The sequence below is a fragment of the Thauera phenylacetica B4P genome (assembly GCF_000310225.1).
Taxonomy (GTDB): domain Bacteria; phylum Pseudomonadota; class Gammaproteobacteria; order Burkholderiales; family Rhodocyclaceae; genus Thauera; species Thauera phenylacetica.
Genome location: NZ_AMXF01000288.1, coordinates 1 through 4,474 on the forward strand (window position 1 = coordinate 1; position 4,474 = coordinate 4,474).

Below are 4,474 nucleotides of genomic sequence, written 5' to 3' on the forward strand. Positions count from 1 at the left end.
CGGACCCGCTAGTCGCCGCCGCCTTCGGCCGCCGCGCCAGCGACGTGCCCGGCGCCAGCGCGCCGATCGGCCGGCGCGAGGGCGAGCGCCAGCGCGACAACTCGATCCGGGTGGACACCGCACGGCTCGACCAGGTGCTCAACCTCTCGGGCGAGATCGGCCTCACCAAGAACCGGCTCAACGCGCTGCGCAGCGACATCCTCGCCGGACGCACCGACACCGAGACGCTGCAGGCGCTCGACCTGGCGGTGAGCCAGCTCGACCTGCTCGTCTCCGACCTGCAGAACGCGGTCATGAAGACGCGCATGCAGCCGATCGGCCGCCTCTTTCACAAGTACCCGCGCATCGCCCGCGACCTCGCGCGCAACCTCGGCAAGGAGGTCGAGCTGGCGCTGGTCGGCGAGGACACCGAGATCGACAAGACCATGGTCGAGGATCTCTCCGATCCGATCATCCACCTCATCCGCAACGCGGTGGATCACGGCATCGAGGATCCCGCCAGGCGCGCCGCCGCCGGCAAGCCGGCCAAGTCGGTGCTGCGCCTGGAGGCGCGCCAGGAGGGCGACCACATCGTGATCACCGTGGCCGACGACGGCCGCGGCATGGACGCCGAGAAGCTGCGCGCGAAGGCGCTCTCCCAGGGCGTGATCACCGCCGAGGAGGCGAGCACGCTCGACGAGCGCCAGAGCTACGACCTCATCTTCCTGCCCGGCTTCTCCACCGCCGAGAAGGTCTCGGATGTGTCCGGCCGCGGCGTGGGCATGGACGTGGTGCGCACCAACATCCAGAAGCTCAACGGCAGCATCGAGATCCAGTCCCAGCTCGGCAAGGGCACCACGCTGCTGATCCACCTGCCGCTGACCCTGGCGATCCTGCCGGTGCTGCTGGTGCGCCTGGGCGAGCAGCCCTTTGCGGTGCCGCTGTCGATGGTGCGCGAGATCCTGCCGATCGAGCCGGGCGGCATTCAGGACGTCGGCGGCAAGGCCACCATGGTGGTGCGCGGCGAGGTGCTGCCGATCGTGCCGCTGTCCGCGCTGCTGGGCTGGCCGCGCGAGGCGGTGCCGCAGTACGGCGTGGTGATGCAGTCGGGGGCTGCGGTGTTCATCCTCGCGATCGACAGCTTCGCCGGGCGCGAGGACGCGGTGATCAAGTCGCTCGAGGTCTTCCGGCCGAAGGGCGTGGCCGGGGTGACCACGCTCGCCAACGGCCAGATCGTGCTGATCCTCGACATGAAGGAGCTGCTCGAGTCGGCCGGCGATCGGCGCAGCGTGTCGCGCTCGACGCTGTTCGAGGCGGCGTAGCCGCCGCCCCGGTCGCGCTCGGGAGGCGACCGGGGTGGCAACTGCGGTGGCTACTTCAGTGGCAACTGCGGTGGCAACTGCGGTGGCAACTTCGGTGGCCGCTGCGGTCGCACCTGCGGTGGTAACTCAGGCGGTGAGCGCGAGCAGCCCGGCGAAGGCCTGCTCGAACTGCGCGAGGCCTTCCTGTTGCAGGCGCTCGCCAACGGCCACGAGGTCGATGCCGGCGGCCGCGAGCGCGGTGAAGTGGGCGGCGGCCTGCTCGACGTCCTCTTCCAGCCTGGAGGCGACGCGGCCGTGGTCGCGCAGCGCGTCCAGGGTGGCGTCGGGCAGGGTGTTGATGGTCTCGGCGCCGATCAGCGGCTCGACGTAGAGCAGGTCGCTGTAGGCCGGGTTCTTGGTGCCGGTGCTCGCCCACAGCATGAACTGCGGACGCGCGCCCGCCGCGGCCAGGTCCTCGAAGCCGGCGCCGTGGAAGCGCGCCTGGTAGGCCTCGTAGGCCAGCCGCGCCATGGCCACCGCGCTGCCGCCGCGCAGCGCTGGCAGGTCGCCGCCGCGCTCTTCGAGCAGCTTGTCCACCAGGGTGTCGACCCGCGACAGGAACAGGCTCGCCACCGACATCACGCCAGCGACGTCTCCGCCCGCCGCGCGCAGGCGCGCGAGCCCGCGCAGGTAGGCCTCGCCCACCCCCTCGCAGTGCGCGAGCGAGAACATCAGCGTGACGTTGACGCTGACGCCCTCGCCGATCAGGCGCTCGATGGCGACCAGGCCCGCCTGCGTGGCGGGCACCTTGATCAGCAGGTTGGGGCGGTCGACCGCGGCCTTCAGGCGCAGCCCGGCGGCCACGGTGCCGTCGGCGTCGTGGGCGAGCGCGGGCGAGACCTCCAGGCTGACGTAGCCGGCGCTGCCGCCGCTGTCGCGATGCAGGGGCGCGAGCAGCTCGCAGGCGCGCTGCACGTCGGGGATCACCAGGGCCTCGTAGCGCGCCTCGGCGCTCAGCGGCTGCTGCTTGAGCGTGGCGAGGTCGTCCTCGTAGTAGCGACCACCGGAGATCGCCTTGTGGAAGATCGCCGGGTTGGTGGTCACGCCGGCGACGCCGTCATCGGCGATGAAGCGGGCGAGGTGGCCTTCCTCGAGCAAGGTGCGGGAGAGGTTGTCGAGCCAGATCTGCTGGCCGTGCTGGCGTACCTGGAGCAGCGGGTTCATCGTCTTGCCTGGAGTGTCGTGGGAAGGGTGTCGCTCGGGTGCGGGCCCGCGGGCGGCGGAAAGCCTGGATTCTGCCTCGAAAGTGTTGCGCTGTGCCGTCTGCCAGCCGAGCGCCGCGAGCACCGCGGCAAAATCCTCCGCCACCGGCGCCTCGATCTCCAGCGGGTACTCCGTGACCGGATGCGCCAGCGCCAGCCGCGTGCACGCGAGCAGCAGGCGCTGGCTGTCGAAGAGCGCCTGGAACAGGCGGTTGTGGCGGCCCTTGCCGTAGGTGGCGTCGCCGATGATCGGGTGGGCGATGTGCTTGAGGTGGCGGCGCAGCTGGTGGCGGCGGCCGCTCTCGGGGAAGAGCTCGACGAGCGCGTAGCGGCTGCTGGGGTAGCGGTCCACCGCATGCGGCAGCTCGACCGTGGCGAGGCGGCGGAAGCGGGTGCGCGCGGGCTGGGCGAGCGGCTCGGCAGCCTCTGGCGCATCGCCGTCGTCGACATCTTCGGGCAGCGCGTCGCGCGCTCCGGCGCCCTTGCCGCTGCGCACTTCGACCGCATCGAGCCGGCGCACCAGCACGTGCTCGATCACGCCGCGCTCGGGCGGATGCCCGCGCACGACCGCCAGGTAGCGCTTGTCCACCGCCTGCGCCTCGAAGCGCTGCGCGAGCGTGCGCGCGACCTCTCGATCGAGCGCGAACAGCAGCACGCCCGAGGTGCCGCGGTCGAGCCGGTGGGCGGGATACACGCGGCGGCCGAGCTGGTCGCGCAGCAGCTGCACCGCGAAGCGTTCCTCGTGCGCGGCGATCGGGCTGCGGTGCACGAGCAGCCCCGAGGGCTTGTGGATCGCGACCAGCCAGTCGTCGCGGTAGAGGATCTCGAGCATGTCGTGTCTCGTCGCCGGCGCCCCGCCGAGGCGTGGCGTGGTGGAGGGCGCGCGGGTGCCGACGCTCGCGCCGGCCAGAAAGCACGAAAGCGACCACGCGGGTCGCTTTCGCATGCGGCACGGCCGGCCGTCGGCCGGCTGCGGGGATCAGGCGAAGTTCTTCGCCGCGAAGTCCCAGTTGGCCAGCTTGTCGAGGAAGGTGGCGACGAAGTCCGGGCGACGGTTGCGGTAGTCGATGTAGTAGGCGTGTTCCCAAACGTCGATACAGAGCAGGGCCTTGTCGCCGGTGGTCAGCGGGGTGCCGGCGGCGCCCATGTTGACGATGTCGACCGAGCCGTCGGCCTTCTTGACCAGCCAGGTCCAGCCGGAGCCGAAGTTGCCGACCGCGGAGGTCTGGAAGGCCTTCTTGAAGTCGTCGAAGGAGCCCCACTTGGCCTTGATGGCGTCGGCCAGCGCGCCGGCGGGCTCGCCACCGCCGTTGGGCGACATGCTGTTCCAGAAGAAGGTGTGGTTCCAGACCTGCGCGGAGTTGTTATACACGCCGCCGGCGGGAGCCTTCTTGACGATGGCTTCGAGGTCGAGGTTCTCGTACTCGGTGCCCTTGATCAGGTTGTTCAGGTTGGTGACGTAGGCCTGGTGGTGCTTGCCGTAGTGGAACTCCAGGGTCTCGGCCGAGATGTGCGGGGCGAGGGCGTCCTTGGCATAGGGCAGGGCGGGCAGGGTGTGTTCCATGCGTGATCTCCGTCGTTGGTCTGTCTGTGTTCGGGTTGGGGGTAGAAGCCGGACTATTTTAGTCTGGATTTAGACCCCGAACAAGCTTGCGCCCCGCATGTTAAGCCCATGAGGGGGATTTGCGGAATCGGCGCGCTCAGGTCTTCGCGTGCCCGACCACCCGGGTGTCGAGACGGCCGTCGGCCAGCTGCACGCTCACCGCCGCGCCCTCGGGGACGCCGGCGGCGCTGCGCAGGACGCGGCCGCGCTCGTCGCGGGCGATGGCATAGCCGCGTGCCAGCACGGCCTGCGGCGCGAGGTGCTGGAGGTGGGCGGCGAGGGCATCGAGGCGCTGGCTGCGCGCCTCCAGCAGCCGCGTGGCCGCACGC

4 protein-coding genes and 1 pseudogene are annotated in these 4,474 nt (G+C 70.8%); 1 reads left to right on the plus strand and 4 read right to left on the minus strand.

Translation table 11 applies throughout. The annotated features are described in order from the left end of the window. Positions 1-1,301: chemotaxis protein CheA (locus tag C667_RS20535; protein ID WP_004380980.1), on the plus strand; the 1,301-nt coding region annotated here is incomplete at its 5' end. Positions 1,302-1,427: 126 nt separating this feature from the next. On the opposite strand, the gene tal is transcribed toward C667_RS20535, so the two are convergent. The 4 genes and pseudogenes from tal to C667_RS20550 all read right to left on the minus strand — a co-directional run. After that, positions 1,428-2,504 (minus strand): transaldolase, encoded by a 1,077-nt coding sequence (gene tal, locus C667_RS26595; protein WP_039922527.1) that lies wholly within the window; start codon positions 2,502-2,504, stop codon positions 1,428-1,430. A gap of 312 nt (positions 2,505-2,816) precedes the next feature. After that, positions 2,817-3,488 (minus strand): annotated as a pseudogene (locus tag C667_RS26600) (pseudouridine synthase); the annotation flags it as partial. A gap of 33 nt (positions 3,489-3,521) precedes the next feature. Beyond that, positions 3,522-4,106, minus strand: coding sequence for a superoxide dismutase (locus tag C667_RS20545; RefSeq protein ID WP_004380982.1), 585 nt, complete (start codon positions 4,104-4,106; stop codon positions 3,522-3,524). Between the two features lie 136 nt (positions 4,107-4,242). After that, positions 4,243-4,474: exodeoxyribonuclease VII large subunit (locus C667_RS20550; RefSeq protein ID WP_004380983.1), on the minus strand; the 232-nt coding region annotated here is incomplete at its 5' end.

What these genes read in the sequence shown, in the direction of transcription:
- C667_RS20545 (WP_004380982.1), bottom strand. Translation starts at nt 4,106, where the DNA reads ATGGAACACACCCTGCCCGCCCTGCCCTATGCCAAGGACGCCCTCGCC.
- tal (WP_039922527.1), bottom strand. Translation starts at nt 2,504, where the DNA reads ATGAACCCGCTGCTCCAGGTACGCCAGCACGGCCAGCAGATCTGGCTC.